Source organism: Ignavibacteriota bacterium (assembly GCA_016708125.1).
In the GTDB taxonomy this organism is placed as follows: Bacteria; Bacteroidota; Ignavibacteria; order Ignavibacteriales; family Melioribacteraceae.
Window position 1 is genome coordinate 3,820,377 of the sequence record JADJGF010000001.1, and the last position, 20,831, is coordinate 3,841,207.

General features: G+C 30.6%; 16 protein-coding genes. 1 reads left to right on the forward strand and 15 read right to left on the reverse strand.

Annotation, left to right across the window (positions count from 1 at the left end; all coding sequences use genetic code 11):
• Positions 1–72 precede the first annotated feature (72 nt).
• Positions 73–2,298, forward strand: coding sequence for a hypothetical protein (locus IPH62_16630; GenBank protein MBK7106899.1), 2,226 nt, complete (start codon positions 73–75; stop codon positions 2,296–2,298).
• Between the two features lie 7 nt (positions 2,299–2,305).
• On the opposite strand, the gene IPH62_16635 is transcribed toward IPH62_16630, so the two are convergent.
• From IPH62_16635 to IPH62_16705, 15 genes are all read right to left on the reverse strand, one after another.
• Positions 2,306–2,986, reverse strand: coding sequence for a PHP domain-containing protein (locus IPH62_16635; protein ID MBK7106900.1), 681 nt, complete (start codon positions 2,984–2,986; stop codon positions 2,306–2,308).
• Positions 2,987–3,007: 21 nt separating this feature from the next.
• Positions 3,008–3,925 carry a dihydrodipicolinate synthase family protein gene (locus IPH62_16640; GenBank protein MBK7106901.1) on the reverse strand — a complete coding sequence of 306 codons (918 nt, stop codon included), beginning with the start codon at positions 3,923–3,925 and terminating at the stop codon, positions 3,008–3,010.
• A gap of 167 nt (positions 3,926–4,092) precedes the next feature.
• Positions 4,093–6,348, reverse strand: coding sequence for a T9SS type A sorting domain-containing protein (locus tag IPH62_16645; GenBank protein ID MBK7106902.1), 2,256 nt, complete (start codon positions 6,346–6,348; stop codon positions 4,093–4,095).
• A 121-nt stretch (positions 6,349–6,469) separates the two neighbouring features.
• Positions 6,470–7,312: a glycerophosphodiester phosphodiesterase family protein gene (locus tag IPH62_16650; GenBank protein ID MBK7106903.1), complete on the reverse strand. Its 843-nt coding sequence runs from the start codon at positions 7,310–7,312 to the stop codon at positions 6,470–6,472.
• Positions 7,305–8,879 (reverse strand): sodium:solute symporter, encoded by a 1,575-nt coding sequence (locus tag IPH62_16655; protein MBK7106904.1) that lies wholly within the window; start codon positions 8,877–8,879, stop codon positions 7,305–7,307. Before IPH62_16655 ends, IPH62_16650 begins: the two co-directional genes overlap by 8 nt.
• 37 nt (positions 8,880–8,916) lie before the next feature.
• Complete coding sequence (locus tag IPH62_16660) at positions 8,917–10,212, reverse strand: hypothetical protein (GenBank protein MBK7106905.1); 1,296 nt, start codon at positions 10,210–10,212, stop codon at positions 8,917–8,919.
• Between the two features lie 151 nt (positions 10,213–10,363).
• Positions 10,364–11,824 (reverse strand): alkaline phosphatase, encoded by a 1,461-nt coding sequence (locus IPH62_16665; protein ID MBK7106906.1) that lies wholly within the window; start codon positions 11,822–11,824, stop codon positions 10,364–10,366.
• 35 nt (positions 11,825–11,859) lie between these two features.
• Positions 11,860–12,879 carry a polysaccharide deacetylase family protein gene (locus IPH62_16670; protein ID MBK7106907.1) on the reverse strand — a complete coding sequence of 340 codons (1,020 nt, stop codon included), beginning with the start codon at positions 12,877–12,879 and terminating at the stop codon, positions 11,860–11,862.
• 24 nt (positions 12,880–12,903) lie between these two features.
• Entirely contained in the window at positions 12,904–14,499 is a 1,596-nt protein-coding gene (locus IPH62_16675) for a Gfo/Idh/MocA family oxidoreductase (protein MBK7106908.1), read from the reverse strand.
• Between the two features lie 3 nt (positions 14,500–14,502).
• Positions 14,503–14,946, reverse strand: coding sequence for a DoxX family membrane protein (locus IPH62_16680; protein MBK7106909.1), 444 nt, complete (start codon positions 14,944–14,946; stop codon positions 14,503–14,505).
• 40 nt (positions 14,947–14,986) lie between these two features.
• Positions 14,987–15,607 carry a DUF1080 domain-containing protein gene (locus tag IPH62_16685; GenBank protein MBK7106910.1) on the reverse strand — a complete coding sequence of 207 codons (621 nt, stop codon included), beginning with the start codon at positions 15,605–15,607 and terminating at the stop codon, positions 14,987–14,989.
• A gap of 62 nt (positions 15,608–15,669) precedes the next feature.
• A complete protein-coding gene (locus IPH62_16690; protein MBK7106911.1) occupies positions 15,670–16,734 on the reverse strand; it encodes a PmoA family protein in 1,065 nt (354 codons plus the stop codon).
• A 2-nt stretch (positions 16,735–16,736) separates the two neighbouring features.
• Positions 16,737–18,140 (reverse strand): Gfo/Idh/MocA family oxidoreductase, encoded by a 1,404-nt coding sequence (locus IPH62_16695; protein MBK7106912.1) that lies wholly within the window; start codon positions 18,138–18,140, stop codon positions 16,737–16,739.
• A gap of 61 nt (positions 18,141–18,201) precedes the next feature.
• On the reverse strand, positions 18,202–18,975 hold the full coding sequence (locus tag IPH62_16700; protein MBK7106913.1) for a DUF1080 domain-containing protein: 774 nt from the start codon (positions 18,973–18,975) through the stop codon (positions 18,202–18,204).
• 17 nt (positions 18,976–18,992) lie between these two features.
• The gene (locus IPH62_16705) at positions 18,993–20,783 is read right to left on the reverse strand and encodes a metallophosphoesterase family protein (protein MBK7106914.1); all 1,791 of its coding nucleotides are present in this window, start codon (positions 20,781–20,783) and stop codon (positions 18,993–18,995) included.
• Positions 20,784–20,831: the final 48 nt, after the last annotated feature.

Genomic DNA, 20,831 nt, shown 5'->3' on the forward strand with positions numbered 1-20,831 from the left:
AATATAAAATCAGCAAATATAAAATATTTAATTCCATTACTTTTTATTGCAAATATTTTCTTCGCTCAAAAAATTTATAAGAATGAAAATCAACAATGGAAACCGGTTGAAGACAAAGTTTATTTGCAAGAAGTCTCAACAAAAATATTCACAGAAAATGAAATTACATCAATTGCAGCTTTTGAAGATAAATTTTATCTAGTGATGAATTCCGAAATCTATTTCTTAAATGAAGAAAATATTGAAAAAATTTCTTCATCACCAGTAAAAGTAAATAGAATTATCTCTATTGATAATTCACTTTGGGCACTTACAAAAAATGGACTTTTCCGATACTCAAAAAATTGGGAATTGATTGATAAAAATTTATTTGTTGATTTATGTATTCACAATAAAGAATTATATGCCGCTACTCAAAATGATGTTTATAAATTTATAAATAATAAACTGACAAATATAAAACCGGAAGGCGGATATTATTCAAGTAATATGACAATGTTAATGGAAGACGGAACGCAACTTCATGCTGATCCGGTGGAAATTGGTCCTGTTCAAAAAATTATTTCTTATAGCGGAACGTTATATATTCTGAGATATGGAGAGCTTGCGTTGTTTGATGGAAAAATTGTTAATCAAGATTTTATTGATTGGGGTAAACTGCCATCTAAGAATACAAATGATTTTTTAGCTTTTGGAAACCGAATTTATATTAGCACAGATAGAGGTTTGGGTGTTTTACGTGGTGCTGCTTTAACAGTATTGGATGGAAAAGATGGTTTGTCATATGAAAATACAACGTGTTTAGAAAAAGGATTTGAAGATGATCTTTGGATTGGAACAAAAAAAGGTGCAGTGAGAATGTTAAAAAATGATTGGCAATTTTTTGGCGCCGATCATTGGCTTCCCGGAAATATTGTAAATGATATTGCTGTCTATAAAAGCAAGGTAATGATTGCTACAGATAAAGGAATTGGAATTATAAATTATGAACCATTTACGTTACAAAAGAAAGTTGCACTTTATGAAAACCATTTGGAAAATTGGGGGCACAAAAGATTGGGTTTTATTCATATGTTATATAAACAAGGTAATGATTGGATAAGAGAAATTAGCGATAACGATGGCGGGCATACTGCTCCGTATCTTGCGGCAATGTGCTATAAATATTTAGTTACCGGTGATGAATCTGCTAAGCAAGAAGCAATTAATTCTTTTTATGCAATGATTTGGCTTGAAAAAATAACTCCAATCGATGGATTTATTGCACGTGCAATTTGGTCCGCAACCGGAGATGATGATGAAATGAGCACACAAGGCTCCGGAGGTTTACCGGCAAAATGGTATCCCACAAAAGATGGCAAATGGTATTGGAAAGGTGATACTTCAAGTGATGAAATTATGGCTCATTTTTATTCTGTTTCACTTTTTCATGATTTAATTGCAGAAGGAAAAGATAAAGAATTGGCAAAAGAACATATAGAAAAAATTGCTTCATATATTTCAGAAAATGGCTGGGTGTTGAAAGATATGGATGGAAAACCAACACGTTGGGGTCGTTGGGATGCAAAATATCTTCTCAATCCTTACGGCTGGGTTGATAAAGGTTTAAACGGACTTGAAGCTCAAGCAATTGCAAAATCTGCATTGGCAATTTCTAAAAATCCGAAATTCAATAAAGCATTTCAGCAGTTAGTTGATTGGGGATATTTAAATCATATAGTTCGTCAAAAAAATACTTTCCCTCCGGAAAATATTGCACCTTGGGATGATAATTTAGCTTTTTGGTCATATTTTACACTGCTCCGTTATGTTGATGATCCGAATTTGAGATCAATTTATTTGAGAAGTTTGGAAAGAACTTGGGAAGTAAAAAGATTAGAACATTTATCTTGGTTCAATTTTGCTTACGGAGTAATGACCGGAAATGATTGTGAAGCTTATCAAGCCGTAAATTATTTGCGAGAATGGACTTTGGATTGTGTTGAACATAATTTTACAAATTCTCATAGAGATGATTTATTTATTGAACCCGGATATGTTTCTTACGAAGGTGGAACAAAAATAATTTCTCCTCGCGAATCTTCCGGAAACAGAAATTCTTTTAATTTAGATGGTAGAGCAAATGGGAATAGAGTTATGGATCCGACTGATTTTATTCATGATTATTGGATGGGCAGATATTTTGGATTAATTACAGAACCAAAATCTAATGATAAAAATTTAACTACTTATAAGAATGAGTCAATAAATATTAAAGGTGCAAATCCTTATTCTGGAGATAAAAGACCGGAATTATAATTTGATTTTAGAAAATATTATTTATAAATCCATTTTCTTTTAAGTATTGAAATGTAATTTTTCGGACAGTTTTCAACTCGTAAAGAGTATGAGAATCACTATTTACATAAATTCTATCTGCATTTTTTAACATTTGTTTAAGCTTATTTAAATTTGTTCTATTTGTTGAAAGATTGGCTCCGTTAACTTCAAGAGCAATTTCATATTTGTTGCAAAGTTCTGTAACAGCAATTATATCAACATTATCTCCATGATAAACAGAACACGGATGACCAAGAAATTTTATTCTTTTATGAAATCTCTCAATTGCGTTTAAATAACCTTGAGTAATTGTGTTTGAATCTTCTTGATATGGCGGGTTTTGATGAGTTGATAAAATCATAATATCAGATTCTTCACCTTGAATGTCCATGCAGACATCACCATTGCTGTTTAGAATATCTGCTTCAATTCCGAATTGAACTTCAACATTATTGAAAACATTTTTCCAACGTTTTACAATTCCACGATATGATTTTCTTCCGAAATTTCTTGCATCAAGATAAGCTTGATTGTGGTCTGTTATTGCAATTTTGTTTAAGCCAATTTCACCGGCAAATTTTACAATTTCGTCAATAGTATTTAAACCATCGGAAAAATTTATTGAATGAATGTGATAATCTTCATTACCGGGATTTATTATTTCCATCTATTCCCTTTTCCAAAAACATTATTTTAGAATTTTTAATTTTCCTTCATCATCAAACCAATTTTTAGCAGCTTGTTCCAAACCAAACATTTCTTCCAAAGATAATTTTCTCGGATAACGTGTAAATGGTTTTATCGGAACTCCTCTTTTGCTAATTAAAAATTTAACACCCATTGGATGAACAGATCTTTGCACCATTTCCATTCCGCATAAAACTTGATTTAATACATCTGCTTTTGGATTTTTTGCTAATCCATTTTCATAAACTTCTACAACTAAATCGGGAAGCCAATTTGCAGCAATATTCATCGAACCAGGAGTACCATTCCTTACTGATTCAAGCATATATGGAACATTTGCCTGAAGATGAGCAAAATTTGTATTATTTGTTATTTCAGTTATTGAATTAATTTTTTGCAAATCGCAGCTAGTTTCTTTATAAGCAAAGTACCTTCCGGTATTTGCAATTTTCTTTATTAAATCAATTCCCAAATAATATCGTCGTGGAACCGGACATTCATAAATCCCCAATTTTATATTTGTTTTTTCAGCAATTGTTAAATAATATTTTTCTAACTCCTCGTCTGTATTTAAATATTCCGGTATAGTCAACATTACAATTTCAACACCGGTGTCAGAAACTTTTTTAATAAATTCAATATGCTCGTCAAGATTTTTTCCAAAATTTCCCGTACCCACAACCGGAATTTTCCCATTTACAACTTTTACAGCATCTGAAATTAATTTTAATCTTTCATCTTCTGTTAATTCGTACATTTCGCTTGATTGACAATTAGCATAAATTCCACCAAGTTTAAATCGTAAATACCATTCAATCATTTTTTGATAACCGGAAAAATCAATTGTCAAATCATCGTTAAAAGGCGTTATTAAAACCGGCCAAATTCCTTTGAATCTTCTATTTTCTATATTATTCATTTTTTCACTTCAAATTTAAATTCAATTTTTGATTGATAAAATATTTGTAAATATGCTAAACAATCGTTTGCCTAATTTATAACATGGACATATTATAATCAAGTTAAATAATTTGGAAAATTGATTTAAGATTTTGGTTCTGAAAAGATTCTAAGTTTTTTTGGTTTTTATTTCAGCAAAATGAATTTTTTCGACTCAGAGAAATTTTGTGTCTTTAATTGATAAAAATAAATTCCACTCGGTAAATTTTGTGCATCAAATATAACTTCATAATTTCCGGGATTTTGTTTCTGGTTTACTAAAGTTCTTACTTCACTTCCTAATATGTCGTAAATTTTTAAAGAAACATTATTATTGTCATTTCGATCAAAGGGAGAAATCTCCAAACCATTTGAATTTTGAGATCTCTCACCCTTTTGGGGATTCGAGATGACAGAATTGGCGGGAATTGAATATTTTATTTTCGTAGTCGGATTAAATGGATTGGGATAATTTTGTTCTAATTTAAATTCAGTTGGTAAATTTTCATCTTCGTTAATGGAAATTAAAAAATCAGATTCTATTGCTCCCATATCCGGAGCAATGCCTATATATTCATCAGTGGATAAATTAATTAATGTATCACCTTCCCAAACTAAAAAAGGTGTTCCGGTATTTACGCAAGGAGAATTTTCAGTTAAACTATAATCATAAGGTTCTCCGCCAACAAACATCGGATCAGAATCAGTATTACCGCTTAACCAATTTATTTTTACACTATCCAAATTATCTATATTATTTCTTCCTCCAAATAAATTTGAATTTGAAATAGTTAATTCCGAGTTTGATAAAATTCCTTTTCTTAATTTTATATTTTTTGGTTTATTATTGTAAATGATGCAATTAACTAATGATATTTTTTCCCCATTAATAAAAATTCCACCAGAACTAGTTTGGTTTTTTGAATTATTCTCCGTAACAGTAAGATTATTTAATTTAACATTTTCCGCCATACTTATATTCAATCCGGCGCCATCATTTTCAGAAATATTATTTTTAATTAACAGATTTTTTAGCAATATATTTTTACCGGAAACCGAAATTCCGCTTCCGCTTAAATCATATCCATTTTGAAGCGTTAATTTTTCAACACTTACATTTTTATTTTCATGATAAATTGTTACGAGACTATTTTTATTTTCTCCATCAAGAATTGTTTGATCAACTTTATTTCCAACCAAAGAAATGTTATCTCTCAAGTAAATCGGGAAGTTTTCATTATTTGTTGAATTTGAATAAACACCTTGCAGTAAATTTATTTTTCTCTGATTTGCAGAATCTGTTTTTGCAACTAATTTTGCGAAAGAAATTGTTCTCAATGGTGAAATTGGTAAAATTCCATTATTTGAATCTGATCCATTGGGTGAAACATATAAATCCGAATTTACTGATTTGAAAATTGCATGCTTAAAGTGAAAATTGATTTTATTAATAACATTAATATGATATTTTTCTGGTTCCGAAACTGTAACTGTATCTAAACTTAACATATATGGAATGTTAGAATTCAAAGAATCAAAATGAATATCCGTACTTCCAAAATTAGCTCTGTTTAGAAAAATACTGCAATTTGAAGAATCTGGAAAATTAAGAGCAATTTTAGAATGAATTCCACCACCTTTAGATTTAGATAAATTATTTCTTACAATAACACCATTGAATTTTATAATTTCGATTTCAGAATTAATATAAATTCCACCACCACCATTTTCACATTGATTATTTTCTAAAATTGAATTATTAATTTCAACTTGAGAACTGTCTATAAAAATTCCTCCACCAGAGTTTGATTTGTTATTAGAAATTTTTACATCAATTATTTTTGCTATTGAATTTTGCAGAAAAATTCCACCTCCGTTTCCATTTTTCGCTTCATTTTCAATTATATGCAAATTTTCTAAAAATATTTTTGAACTGTCTCTGCATAAAATTCCGGCACCGTTACAGTCTTCAACTGTATTTCTTGAAATAATTAAATTCTTCAAAGTTGTAGCAGACTTATTTTTAATTGTAATTCCACCTCCGTGTAAAGTATCAGAAAAGCTAATTCCATCTCTAATTGTAAAACCATTTAGTTCTGAGGTTGAATCCTCTCCGTTTTCAAAAGTTACTACGCAACCTTGCTGCATGCCACTAACGATTGTACTTTGAATGTATGATGAATCTTTCATTTCCAAAAAGTATGACATAACAACAATATTTTTTCCATTAAAATTTATATTTTCATAATAAATTCCGGGCGGAACTAAAACAGTATCGCCATTATTACTTCTATCTATTAACTCTTGAATTGTGGGAATGCTTTTTGTCGGCTTAAGTATTTCTGAAAATATATTACTAAAACAAATTATTGCAATTATAAAGATTTGAAAAATATATTTCACAGTTTTGCTCCAAAATCAAATTAATTACAAATAAATATAATTAGAATGTTAAGTAATTTTAAACAAAAATTTACAAATAATTAATGATATGATTTATATCAATTCGGTGAGATTTATAAAACTAATTACTATTATTTAAATATTGAATTAACATTTCCGGATTATCCGTTTGAATTCCTTCAACTCCTAATTCAATAATTTTCTGCCATTCTCTTTCATTGCCAATTTCTTCATCGACAAAAACTTTTGCATTATTCTTATGGCAAATTGCAACAAATTCAGAATCTAACTGACTCATATCTGTCGCAATAAATTTTGGATTTATTTCGTAAAATAGTTTTAATAAATTTTCTTTTGTTCCCGGATCCGGCATTGACAAACATTCTTCGCAAACTTCTTTAAGTTTTTTAATTTCGTTTAAATATGAAAAAGGAATATACCAAAGAACATTTTTCTCCATTTCATATTTTTTAATTATTGCTGAAATTTCTTCAACAAATGGGTCTTTCAAATCCAAATAAATTCCAATTTTACCTTTACATAATTCTAGTATTTCTTCCAAAGTTGGAATTTTTTCATCATCATTAATTTCAGCAAACTTTTTAGAAATATTCATTTTCTTCAATTCACAAAGTGTAAAATCATTTACTTTTCCAAAACTTCCATAAACATATTCATCAATTTTTGAATTATGAATACTTACAAATTTTCCGTCTTTAGTTTTTCGAACATCAATTTCAATAAAATCGCAATTTAATTCGATTGCTTTTTTATAAGCGGCAATTGTATTTTCCGGACAATAATTATGTGCTCCGCGATGAGCAATGACAAAAGTTTTACCATTTTTAGGTTTTGAAAGATCTAACATTTCAACATTGTCTTGAGCAGTTAGAAAATTAGAAATATTTAGAAAAAATATAATGAGAATTAAATTTTTTCTTTGTTGAAATATATTATTACTCAATTGGAGTTCCGTCTTTTGTCCAAATAGTTAAATTTGTTAAATCATTTTTATCTTTTTTTCTGAACACAAAAATTGAAGTTAATAATGAAGTTGCAAATAATAAAATATGACCGACCATTCCGGTATAATATAAATCAAACGGAATTATCATTGAATCCGGAACCAAGTTTCTTTCTGAAAGAATTACCCAGACAGAAAAAATAACCGTTACAAAAATTCCAACCCAGATTGATTTTGCATTAACTCTGGTTGTAACAAATCCCAATAAATACATTCCAAAAACTCCGCCCATTACAACTGAATTTAAAATCGTAATTGCATCTTGCAAAGTTTTGGTTTCGGTTTCGACTAATATTATTGCACCTAAAATCATAATAACAGAAGTTACGGATGCAATTATCCAAGCAACATTTAAGTAATGTTTATCTTCTCTATTTTTTACAAAATGTCGTCTGTAAATATCATTTACTCCAACTGTTGAAATTGAATTTATGCTTGAATCTAAAGATGACATTGCTGCGGCTAGAACGGCACTTAGAACAATTCCCGGAATTCCAACCGGTAAATAGTTTAGAATAAAATACGGCATAATCCCTTCAGCTTTTTTATCACCGGTTAACATTGCATGAGCTTCCGGTGTTGGGAAAACTTGGAAGAACGCATATAAAGCTGTTCCGATAAACATAAATAATGCCCAAATTGGAATGTTCATCAATCCGATTGTAACTAATCCTTTACGAGCTTCCTTCATACTTTTTGCTGCTGCATATTTTTGTATTACATTTTGATTTGTTCCAAACTCTTGAAGCCAAACTGTTAATCCGACTAATAACATCATCAACCCAGATTTATCAGATAAAGTTAGCTTCCACGGAACATGCTGTAAAGTTCCATTTGATAATTCGGCAACAGCAAATTTGTTATTTGCATTTGCAATTTCAAAAATTTGACTAAACCCTCCAGGAAGATCAATAACTATTACAGCTAAAATAAATATTCCGCCAAAAATTAATGTAATTGTTTGCATTACGTCTGTCCATAAAACAGCTTCAATTCCTCCCAAAACAGTATAAATTGAAACTACAATTCCCATGAGCAAAATACTTTCTAAAGCACCCAGTCCGGTTATTTCATACATTAAAAGTGAAACTAAAAAAAGTATTAATGCTAATCTTACACATTGCCCAATAATAAAAGTTACAGCTCCATAAACTCTTATTGAAGGGCTAAATCTATCTTCTAAATATTCATATGCGGAAATTGTTTTCTTTCTTCTATAAAACGGAAGGAAAAAATACATTGCAAGAATAACTCCAATTGGTAAAGCTAAATTTGGTAAAAATCTTAACCACGCAGTTTTAAACGAATCTGCCGGATATGCTAAAAATGTTATTGAACTTATTGAAGTTCCAACCATAGCCAAACCAATTACCCAGCCTTTATATGATCTTCCGCCAACGAAATAATCTTCGGTAGTTTTTGTTTTTTTTGAAAAATATATTCCAATGCCCAAAACAGCAAGTAAGTATGTTGTAAGAGTTATAATATCAACCCAGTGTAATTTCATTAATGCTCCAGTTAAGAATTTTTAATCTTTCTAAAATTTATTGAAACCGAAAATGTGAACCGGGTAAATCAATATTAATATTTATTGAAATAAATGAAATTAAAATCATAATCAGCAAAACGGCAATTGTAATTGATTTCCAGTTACCCAAATAATTTGAAATAGAATTATCTTCAACTATTTTTATTTCGTTATTTTTTTGAAAATATAATAAAATGAAGATCAACAATAAAATCGGGATGTATAAAGTATTCGAGTTTTCAAATCCAAATCCTTCGTAGAATAATCCGTTTCTAATCAAAAGAAAAAATGTATAATAAAGTGAATTTATAAAAAACAAAATAATAATTAAATTTTTACTCTGATATTTATTGGTATTTGAAAAACGTTTCCAAATAAAAATTGAAATAACAGAAAATATAAGCATAAATATCCAGCCGAAATAAATTTGTAAATTGGCAAAATCAGATGGAATCAACGAAGATTGCAGTTCGGAAAGTTTACTAAAATATTCTTTATCGAAAGATTGTTGAAAATTTACAATTGGAATAATTATAAAAAGAAAAATTAATGCAAAAAAATTAGTACTTTTTGAAAATTCAATTTCACCTTTCCAAGCCGTTGTTAAAATTGCATAAGCCAATGCAATTCCACCGGAAAATCCGAGAATGAATTCCATCACGTTCCACCAATTATAGGAAATTCCACTCGTGGCACCTATAACTTGAATGAAATTTCCAAAAGAAAATCCCAATCCGGCACCAAGTGAAGTATAAACTGCAATCCGAAAAGATTTCTTAAAATTTTCTCTCCATAAAAACCAACCAAGAGCTGCCGAAGCTCCAAAAGCTGCAGCCCAAAGTTCGGATCTTGGTGGAGTCATAAACCACTCCAATTGATAGATTAAAAATCCCCAAGTTAACATTGCTCCGGCAACCATTTGAGAAATTAAAATTGCCCAATTGGGTTTGTTACTTTTCTCTGATTCTAATCCAAGTCCTAAAAATCCACCGCCAATAAATCCATAAATTCCACCAATAATAAACAGCATGCTAAATCCGTAAAGAACATTCACAAAATCTGTAGTTCTGCAATATCCGATAACAATTCCATAGCTGCTCATTCCGCCCACTGCCCAGCCAATTGCACCAAGTGATGCTAAAACCGGAGTATTTTTTAACCAGTTTTTATTTCCCGAAACAACAATAATTGCAAATGCGCCCATTGCACCAGCCCAAGAAGCTCCCCACTCATGACCAAAACTTCCTCGAATTGCCCAGCCTAATCCTAAAGTTAATGCAACAATTATAATTGGAATAATTTTATTATTCATATTTATTGTCTCCATTTTCAAAAGTTAGAATTTATTGATTTACTTCCGAACATAGATGAATTTGAAACTTGAAATTAAATTTAGACAATCGTTTGTTCAATCTCAAATATAATATTAAGGATAATATTTTTTGAAAATATAAAATGAGGGTTTAATTAAATGATTTGATAATAATTCCAATATCCGTATTATCAATAAATTTTCCAAAGACTGGATCATCACCTTTTATTCTTTCAAGAAAATTTAAACTTCCGTTTCCTTTTGCATAAAATGGAACGAGAGAATTTGTGTGTCCTTTGCTGAACCATTCAACATTTGGCATATTTCCTTTACCATTCCCAGTTAGATGTTTCCATTTTTCGGAATTTTTATTTGATTTTACTTCATTTGAATTCGGTCCTAATAAATAACCGGTTTCGTGATCAGCTGTTACAATAATTAATGTTTCATCCCAACTGCTATTTTTTTCTACCCAATCACACGCGGCTTCAACTGCAAGATTAAAATCAATTTGTTCTTCTATAGTTCTATTTAAAACATTATCATGTGCTGCCCAATCGACCGCACCGCCTTCCGCCATAAGAAAAAATCCATTTTTATTTTCATCCAAAACATTAATTGACGATAAAGTCATTTCTTTTAAAGTTGGAATCGTCTGAATAAACGGAACTGAAAATGGTGTCCAATTTTCATTTGCCGTATCTCTTTCAACTTGAGATGCTTGACCACTTTTAAATATTCCAATTAATCTTTTTGGAACTTCACCTTTCATATATTTTTGAAATGATTCTCTATCTTGAATAAAATTCCACATATCATTTTTTCCATCACCATCTGCATCATTTCCGGCATTACCATCATTTAACATTTGCCAAACATTTTTTCCGCCAACATATCTGAATTCAGATTCTTCAACTAATTTTCCATCTTCATCATTTATTGGTTTTCCGCCATTATTCATATCCCAAATTTCTTTTTGACCAACATAACGTTCGGCTAATTTACCAACCAAAGTTCCATTGGGATTATAAAACGGATGTCCGCCTCCCATAATTACATCAGCTTTACTTTTAAGAATCATCTCTTCTGCAATTTCTCTATAATTCTGCCTGTTTTCATTATGTGCAACAAAGGCAGCCGGAGTTGCATTACTAAAAGGAACTGTTGAAATAACTCCAGTTGATTTTCCAAGTTTTTCAAATTTATCTACAATTGTTTCTAATGGTTGATTAAGTGTATCGCATGAAATTGATTTCTTAGTTGTTTTTGAACCGGTAGCCATTGCTGAAGCTGCTCCGGCAGATTCTGTAGGATTTTTTTTCACCCAATCAAAATTTGCCCAAGCTGAATCTGGATTATATTTATTTCCATGAAGATAATAAGTTGCCATTGCCAATTTTACCGGAAACTTTTCATAAACTTGTTCACCGGTTTTTCCATATTGATAATAACTTGCCGCATCAACATGATTAAATCCGCATCCATCACTAATAAATAAAATTACATTTTTGGGATTTGAATTTTTCTCTACAAATTTACTATTATCAATTGTCGAGCAGTTTTGAAACAGAAATAAAATTGCAGCGAAAAATAACGGAGAATTCTTTTTCAAAATTTTTTCCTTAAAATATCTTGAGCTAATCTCAATTAATTATTTATAAGAGAATTGAACTTTTCCATAATTTCCTTCCAATTTGTAAATACAATTCCCTCATCAAGAAAAAATTGCTTAACAATTGGATCTGAAAATAATTCAGCTTCCCAAACTCTTTGCTGCCAAGAATTTGTAATACTTTTTAAATTTTCAGATTCAACTGAAGGATGGAAAATTATTTCGGTTAAACCGGCGGGCAATTCCTTAATATGATTGAAAAAGTTTTCTCTTTTTTCTTCATAAGTATTTCCGTTTGGCACACTTGAAAAGAAATCTAACTTTGGCAGTTTATATTCATTTACTGATTGAATTACATTTTCATCAATCGGATAACCGGCACTTCTAAAATGTTCGGCAACTTCAGCTTTTGATAAATCAATTGCATTTGCCGGAATATTGTATTCTTCTGCAACTCTAAAAAATACATTCACAAATGCCGCAGAGCCATAAAGCGTTCCCATATGAGTATCAATGTGATTTGGTTTCATTCCCAAAGAAATTGCTTTATCTATTTGTGCTCTAATTTCTTTTTCTACTTCAGCCGGAGTTGCATTTGTTACAACTTCTTCAACACTTCTGTACATTTTATTTTCTTCATCAAGCAAACCTGGAACTAAACTGGATTCAGCAACAGTTCCCCATCTATAAGTTTTCCATTCACTTGTTAAAGTTAAATGCAAACCAATATCTTTATTTCTATTATTTGCCGCCCACAAAATTGCATTATTTGCATTCGGACAAGGAACCATAATTGCTGCACTTTGAATTTCACTTTTTTCAAGATATGCGATTGCTGCAGTATTTGCTTCTTCACACATTCCAACATCATCAGCATGAAAAATTAAAACTTTTTTCCCTTCCGGAAATCCTAATTTTTCTGCCCAATTATTTCCTTTTAATTCTTGAGCAATTAATGATTCACTATCTGAACAAGCTAATAAAGAAAAAATTGTAAATAACATAATTATTACAATATTGTTTTTATGAATTTTGAATTTAAAAATGTTTTTCATTTTATTCCAAAGAAAAATTTTTAATTATATAATTTTCTTATTTATCGGATCCCATTCCACTTTTCTATTTTCTACGTATGATTTGTGAACCATTAAAACAGAAACTGTATCGATAAATGCTTTTTCAATATCGCATCCGGTCTTACCGCCATTACGAATTACATCAATCCATTCTTTAACGTGTAAATGGGTAATGTCAATATTTTTACCATCGACATTTGTATCAATCAATCCTCGCTCGGCATAATATTTTTCTGTTGCAGAAGTTACTCCATCAATTTTTAATTTTGAAATTTCCGGGAAAGTATAAAATGGTTTGGAAGGATCAATAATTCCATTAGATATTTTATCTTTAAATTGTGTTGAATCATCATTAGCAATTAATTTTAAATCTCCGCCGACTTCCATACTTGCATCATGTCCCATGAAAACTCTACCACGAGATCTGCTGTTTGCAAGCGAAGCTGAATACAGCATTGTAAATTGACGATCCGGAAATTCTAAAACCGATTGAAATGTATCCGGCATATCACGATCTTCTTTGAAAAAATAAATTCCTCCGGAAGAAGTTACAGATTTAGGAATTCCAAATCCCATAATTTGATTTAGAGCATCAACTTCATGAGAAAACAATTGTCCGGCAAGTCCGGTATCATAAGCAAACCAACGAGCCCAACCGTAATATCTTTCCATACTAAATGGAATTTTTGGTGTATTCCCAAGCCATTGATCCCAATCAATTGTTTTTGGAGATCCCGGTTTTGGTTTTCCATTTGAATCAAGATGTCTAATCCAAGCGCCTTCTTTACTATTTCGGTTTGTTGTTGTTTCAATTAAAGTAACTTTGCCGAGAAGATTTTTATCAATAATTTCTTTCGCTTTTTTAAAAGTCTCATTCTTACTGTTTTGATGACCTAATTGAAAAACAATTTTACTATTCTTCACAGTTTCATAAACTTTATTAAGTTCATCTTCAGTTAAAGTCATTGCTTTTTCACAGTAAACATGTTTACCGGAATATACTGCGTCAATAGTCATTTGCGCATGATGAAAATCTGGTGTTGCAATAATTACCGCATCAATTTCCGAATTAGCTAACAAATCTTGATATCGCAAATATCTTTTAACATTTTTTAAATTTATCGGTTCGCCGTTTGGCTGAATTCCATTTGATGCAATTGTAATTGCTTTCTCAGCTCTCATATCAAAAACATCGCAAATTCCAATAATTTGAACATTTAATAATGTTTGATTTTGATAAGAAGCAATTCTTGATTTTGCACTTTCATCACCACTTTTTGCTTTTTTGCTTAAACTATTAAATTCACTAGGATCAACAAATCCGGCTGCTTTTAATAATGCAACTCCTCTTCCGCCAACTCCAATAATTCCAATTTTTATAACATCGCCTAAACTTTTTTCGTTATTATTTGAAATAACTTTAGGAGAATCTTTGCTTAATCCTAAATTAAGATGAACAGCTTTATCTTTTATTTTTTCAAACGATTTCTTTTTCCAATAATCATAAGCAAACACACCGAGAATTGGAACAGTCGAGAGTCCTTTTAATAAATCTCGTCTCGAAACTTTTTTATTTTCAGATGAATCATTTTCTAACATTTATTACTCATTTCGTTTTTTCAAAAATAAATCTATTCCAAAAATTGAGCTAGTTGGGAATAATGCAACTATTAAAAAACATAAAAATTCTATTACATTTTTATCAATTAACATTTGGTTATTTAGAAACGGCGGAACAGTTACGTAATACATAAATAAAAGAAAGGCTCCAAAATATGCAGCAACTTTTGAAAAAAGTCCTATAATTAAACTTATTCCTATAAGAATTTGACCCCAAATATTAAGTAAATCCGCAATTCTTAAATAAGTTTGGTCGTTGGCAAGCGAATGAAAGAAATCAGTATAAATCCAATTTGCTTGTAATAGAAATGGCGCAGATGTCCAAGTTTCATTTAATAATTTATCAATTCCTTCATACAAGAAATGATAGCCGAGCACTAATCGTAAAATCAGCAAAACTGTAGTTTGAATAATCGAGTATTTCATAAAAATAATTCTAAATAAAAAAATTAAAATGGAAATTTAATCAATTGCTCTCAATTAATTGCGGAAATTGAGTAGAAGTTCCCAAATCCATAATTCTAATATTTTTCCATTTTACTTTTACACCCGGAGTTTCCATTTGATGAACTTGCAATGCAATAAATCCATCTTTCGTTAATGAATCTTTTAAATTTGCACATGGAACTCCGTTAAGCCAAGTTTTGATAGAATTGCCGATTGCTTCAACGTGAAGTTTGTTCCAATCATTGTGAATAAATGCTTTGCGTGCAGCTTCATTATTTCTTAAATCGTAGAGCCAGCCGCGTCTTGCTTCATCATATATTCCGCCGCTCCAAGCTCGTTCCGATGGATCAATTTCAATTTGATACCCGTGAACTCTTCCATTCATATATGAATCCATACTATTACTTCTAATTTGAATTCCGGAATTCATTTTGTCATCAACTAGAAAATCCACTTCAAAAATAAAATTAGAATAATTTTGTTTGGTGCATAAAAAAGTGTTTGGAGTACTTTTTCCGGAAATTCCAACAATCATTTCATTTTCAATTTCATAAATTGCTTCACCGCCGCGCTTTTCCCAGCCATCTAAATTTTTACCGTTAAATAAATATTCCCATTCCATGTTTAATTTATTTCCCATAAAGCCAAATGAAAATAAACTTATAACAATTAAAAATTTTTTAAACATTTTAATATTCCTTGCTAATTATTTTTGGAAAATTTGTTGAAGCATTCCTCAATTTTATCTTTAGAAAGTTTTCCGTTTTGAATTAAAATTCTGTATTTGAATGTAACTGATTTTCCGGCTTCCAAATTAAAATTTAAAGTTTCTTTTCCATTACTAAAAATATTTTGTCCTAATGGATTTGCCGCAAAAAGTCCATACCCGCGTGCATGCCAATAAGTTGGAAATCCAACATTTTCCGGATTATCAAAAATTACAACCTTAACATCTTTTCCATCAATTGTTCCATCGAGAGAAACCCAGCGTGCTCGGGTTGACCAAACATCATCGCCTTCAATTCCTTCACTCGAAATATAATGACCGGTTACGCCGGTATTATCCAAAACCGGAACATCTGTTTTTTTACCATGTGCGTCACTCAACGTTACCGGATCTTTACTCGGATGTTCTAATTGCCGTGCAACACGAATTGCAATCATTCCCTCTTTATTATCTTTAAATAAAACTGGTTCATTTTGAGCAGTTAAAGTAACTTCTCTATCAATAATTCTTGAATCATTATTTGCCATAAAAGTAAAATTTGTTTTTTCCTTTAACAAAATTTCACCATTTGGTTTTAACCAATTTGTAGAAACAACTAATTCGCCTTTTCCATTTCCATTTTCCATATCTAAAATTTCATCATGGCGAATTGTTCCCATTTCCTTTTTTTTATCTTCGGAAATTGCATCGGAATTGTTCCAGTAATCCAATCCATTTACATCACCATAATTAAACCATGCACCAATATGATGAGGATGATCAACTCGTTCACTTGGTTTTGGATCAAGAGGAAACCCGCGAGTAATTGCAACACCGTTTGCAGAAATTAATGGGAATAAAACTGTTTTCTTTAATACTGAAATCTCATCATTATAAATGTATGATGTAAATAAATTTCCATTCACCAATACATCAACTTTTTTTTCTTTTGTATTATTGCTAAAACTAATTTCATTTAACGATTGCTTTTCACTTAAACATGAACATCCGATTAGGAAAATGAAATTAAGAATAACGAAAATGAATTTTTTATTTTTCATAGTTATGCGTCCAGAATTACTTGATTGACTTCATCAAACTTAACTTTTTTACCTCTGAGTAAGGATTCTGTTACCATCAAACTTGCAACAGAATGATTATATCCGGCTTCTATTGGAGCGTTCGGCTGTTTTCTGCTGCGCAAACATTCCATCCAGTTTCGCATGTGATTTACAGTGTCAGAATCGGTTCCGGTATTTGCACTTGTTACAACTTGTGATTGTGCAGAAGCAAGTTCATAATCAGCAAGTAAATTTTCCTTTAATCCAAATTGAGGATATCTTTCAGCATGACCTTTGCTTAATCCACCGTTAGATGTAACTTTATTTGTATCTAAATTTAATTCACCGCCGTTTGAATAATAAATTTCTTTAACTCCACCGGCTGAGTTTGAAAAACGCGAAGAATAAATTACAGAAAATCTTTTTGTAGGATCGGGATCATTTTTGGGACCGTATTCAAAAACTGCGGTTAATGTATCTGCATTTATTCTTCCGTCATTCCACATATAAACTCCGCCGTTTGCTACAACACTTAACGGATAATTCAATCCGGTAAACCAATGAACCGTATCTATTTGATGAACCATCCATTGACCCGGAATACCCGAAGAATAAGGCCAGAAAAGTCTATACTCGCAATATATTCTCGGATTAAATGCAATTTTTTCTCTGTTGATTAAAAATCTATTCCAATCTACATCTGATTCCTTCAATCCTGCAACAACATCGGGAAGTCGCCATCTATCCGGTTGATTAACATTCCAAGTCATTTCTACAACTTTAATTGGACCAAATTTTCCGGATTTTATATAATCGGCAGCAGTTTTATAATTATTTCCGCTTCTTCTTTGTGAACCGAGCTGAACAATTTTTCCGGTTTCTTTAACGGCTTTAAGTACCATAATGTTATCAGCCATTGATTCAGCTAATGGTTTTTCTACATAGGCATCTCTTCCAGAATTTACTGCTTCTGTTGCATGATATGCGTGTTGAAAATCTGCGGTACTTATAATAACTGCATCTGTTTCAGATTTCTCGTAAAGTTCTTCGTTATTTCTGAAACCAATAATTTTGTTGCCTTGTAACTCCGATAAATATTCAACGCCTTCTTCCCTTCTTTTATTCCAAATATCTGAGACTGCAACAAATTCCATATTTAAATCTTTTGAACTTGCCGCAAAAGCTTTGCTTAACGATCCTCTAAATCTTCCGGAAAATCCTATTACACCAACTCTTACTCGATCATTAGCTCCAATAATTCTATTGTAATGCATCGCATCTGAAACAATTACCTTTGATTCAGTTTTTGCTATTGATGCACATCCTTCAATTATTGATGAACCAACTGTTATAGCTGCTGTTCCCAATCCCACTTTTTTAATAAACTCTCTTCTGTTAGTATTCAATTTTTACCTCATTAATTTAATTATAAAATCATTTGAAATTTTGAATTTCTTTAACTTGCAATTATTTTATTTCTCTAATTTTAATATTTCTATACCAGCAATCACTTCCGTGATCTTGTAAAACAAGATGCGCAATTTTATGAGTTATAAAATCTTCATGTTTGGAATATTTGCTTTTCTTAAAAAACTCAATAAACTCTTGTGATGTAAGATCAAACTCAACTACTTTTTCACCGTTAAGCCAATGTTCACCATGATTTTTATTAAAAATTATTTTTGATGTATTAAATTCGCCAACCGGATTTAGAGTTTTTCCAGTTGCTTCAATCAAATCATATAATGATGCTGATCTATGTGAAGGAGTTAGATTATCATTATTTTTTTCATCGTCTAAAACTTGATATTCAAATCCGAGTGCGTTTGATGAACCATTTGTTATTGAATATTGTTCATCAACATTATATTTAATTCCGCTGTTTCCGGCTTCACTAATTTTCCAATCAAATGCTAATTCAAAATTATTGAATTTTTTATCTGTAATTAAATCTCCTCCTTTCAAAGGTTGTCCGTCAGCTCTTAAAGGAACATCACCGCTTTTTATTTTTCTAATGCAGCCATCTTCAATTTTCCAATGCCCGCTTGGTATAGAATCAATTCCAATTCCTCGCCAACCGTCAAAAGATTTTCCATCGAATAATAATTGCCATCCTTCATCAATTTCATTTTCTGTTAAAGTATTCATTTTCTTCATCATACTATTTTCAATTTCATTTTGAAATAAAGAGCATGAGACTAATCCAACTAAACATCCAAAACATAAAATTTTAAACCACATAAATTTCTCCTAAATACTTATTTTGTTATACTAAAATTATCAAGAATTTTTCCTTCATGATTTACAGCTTTAAAGGTTAGCTGATTATTATCAAGACTAATTAACTGATATAAATATTCTCCGCCAAATTGAACTTCAACATAATCTTCCATTTCACGAGGTCTATCATTATCATTTGTAGAAATTGAAATAACATAAATAGTACCTTCTGATGTTGAACTAACTGGTTTTTCGTTAAACATTGGCTTTGAACGCATATAATAATGTACATGTCCGCTAAAAACTATATCTACATGATATTTATCAAATAAACTGCACCACTCTTTTTTTATTACAGGATATTTTTCATCGTTTGAATACGGCGGAAAATGCATCATAACAAATTTCCATTTTGCTTTTGTTTCTTTTAGCTGAGTCTCAATCCATTTTGTATTCATCTGAAATGGTGCAGTTACGTCAATCATCAAGAATAGCGAATTTTGATATTCAAAACTATATGTCGTTTCCAATGGTAAATTGCTTGGACCGTTTTTTGGCAAATCAAATAATTCTTGATACATCCAAGAACCAAGTCCATCTTGACTATCATGATTCCCAAGAATCGGCATAAGCGGTCGATTTCTAAATACTTCTCTTGAATAATTAAATAATAAATCCCATTCATCTCTGTGTAAACCGGTACTTACCAAATCGCCGCCGATTGAAAAAAATGATGCATCTGGATTATCGTTAAATGCTAAATTTACAATTTTTCCAAAAGCGTTCGATTTATGTGTATCACCTAAATAAACAAATGAAAAAGGTTTTGCGGATTCTGAAGCAGTTTTAAATTCGTAAACTTCACTCCAAATATTTTTTTCAACATTTCCAACTTTATAATTATATATTGTTTCACTAAATAAATTCAATAGTACGGCTGTGTAGTGGTTTACATATCTATCATTTTGCAAAAGTCGATCTTCAATAATTTTTACTTCTGCTTTTTGCTCAAAATATTCTGTATTCGGATTTTTACCTTTCACCCAATATCTTACAACTCCATTATTGATTGAAGTATTTGTCCGCCATTGAATAGATTGTGAAGTTGATGGATTTCCGCTCCACGTTAAAATTATTTGATCCGGTTTTTCGGATGAAGCATATTCGGTTTTTCTAAAAGCATTTATAAGATGTGCTTCTCTTGCTCTTCCACGAATTGTTGTTAATAGTTTTCCACCTATTAAACTTTCCGGAACTTCAGTTAAAACAAGTTCATCCCAATCATGATAAGTAAATGAGCCAACATCTAAATTTGTTACATATTGATTCTCCGGATAAAAATTTGAAAATTCCAATTTATCATTTTTGTTTTGCGGCTTAACTGAAACAAAATAATGAGGTCTATGTTTATCAAATCCATTTATTCCTAAATGAATTGTTCCGGTTGGAAATTCTTTCTGCCAAACGTTGTAAGTCGAATATTCATTCTTTACAACTAAATCTGTTTTTACAAAATGATTTTCATTAAGCCAGAAAGGAACAGTTTGTTGACTTTGATCTTGCATAATAGAAACGATTACCGGAATATTTACATCAAAAATCCAATGCTGCGTTGCTAAAATCACTAATTCTTCTTTTGTAAAAAGACTTCTAACTTTTTCATCATCCAAATTTGATAATTCGTTTTCGGATAAATTTTTATATAATCTTGTTACAACATTATCTATTACATTTTTTACTTGTGGTTCGGATTGAGCAGTTACTAAAATTTGAAACAGAAATATGTGAAATATTAGAAACGAACTAATTTTAAATTTATGTTTAATCATTATTAATTATAAATCCAATCTTTTATTAGTGGAATTGAAATTATGAAT